Annotated in this window: 1 protein-coding gene; it reads right to left on the bottom strand. The window is 72.7% G+C overall.

Annotated elements, in window-relative coordinates; translation table 11 throughout:
• Positions 1–43: 43 nt before the first annotated feature.
• Positions 44–796, bottom strand: coding sequence for an MBL fold metallo-hydrolase (locus ACFU99_RS44485; protein WP_384404612.1), 753 nt, complete (start codon positions 794–796; stop codon positions 44–46).
• Positions 797–1050: the final 254 nt, after the last annotated feature.

Genomic DNA, 1050 nt, shown 5'->3' with positions numbered 1-1050 from the left:
GTTCCAGGGCCCTTCGCATACGAGCGCCCAGCGCCGAACGCCGCTAAAGCTCGTACACCGCCCCCGCCGCCGCGGCCTCGACCGGGCCGGAGTAGACCGCTTCGGCGTCGCGGACGTTGGTGACCGGGTCCGTCCACGGCGGGATGTGGGTGAGGACCAGCCGGCCCACGCGGGCGCGGGAGGCGATCTCGCCCGCCTCGCGGCCGTTGAGGTGCAGGTCGGGGATGTCCTCCTTGCCGTAGGTGAAGGACGCCTCGCAGAGCAGCAGGTCCGTGTCGGCGGAGAGGGTGTCCAGGGCGTCGCAGGGGCCCGTGTCGCCGGAGTAGGCGAGCGCCGCGGAGCCGTGCTCGACGCGGAAGCCGAACGCCTCGACCGGGTGGCGCATCCGCTCGGCGCGGACGGTGAACGGCCCGAGCTCGAAGCTGCCGGGGGCGAGCGTGCGGAAGTCGAAGACCTCGCTCATGCACTTGTCGTCGGGCACGTCGCCGTACGCGGTGGACAGCCGCTGCTCGGTGCCTTCGGGCCCGTACACGGGGATGGCGTCGGCGCGGCCGCCCTCGTGCCGGTAGTAGCGGGCGACGAAGTAGCCGCACATGTCGATGCAGTGGTCCGCGTGCAGATGCGAGAGCAGTACGGCGTCGAGGTCGTAGAGACCGATGTGTCGCTGCATCTCGCCGAGGGCGCCGTTGCCCATGTCGAGCAGCAGCCTGAAGCCGTCGGCCTCCACGAGGTAGCTAGAGCATGCCGATTCCGCGGACGGGAACGTCCCCGAGCATCCGACGACGGTGAGCTTCATACGGGCGTGAACCTCCGTGGGCTGGTTCCGGTCCGGGGGCCATGCGGTCCGTTGAGCGTACGGCGCGATGAGGGCGGCAGCCCCTCCGCCGGGCTGCTTGTGTGCGACATCACCGGATAGGGTGCCCGGCGCCCGCCGCCGATCCCCGCTTCCGGGGCGGGGCCCCGATGGGGTGAACCGTCCGCCGGCGTCCGGCGCGCGCGAGGCCGCGCCGGACGTCGGCCCCCGGCCGCGGGGAGTTACGCGCCCACGGC

Source organism: Streptomyces sp. NPDC057654, from assembly GCF_042800135.1.
Classification (GTDB): Bacteria; Actinomycetota; Actinomycetes; order Streptomycetales; family Streptomycetaceae; genus Streptomyces.
Note: the sequence above shows the minus strand (reverse complement) of the source record. Positions and strands in the feature narration are given on the sequence as shown.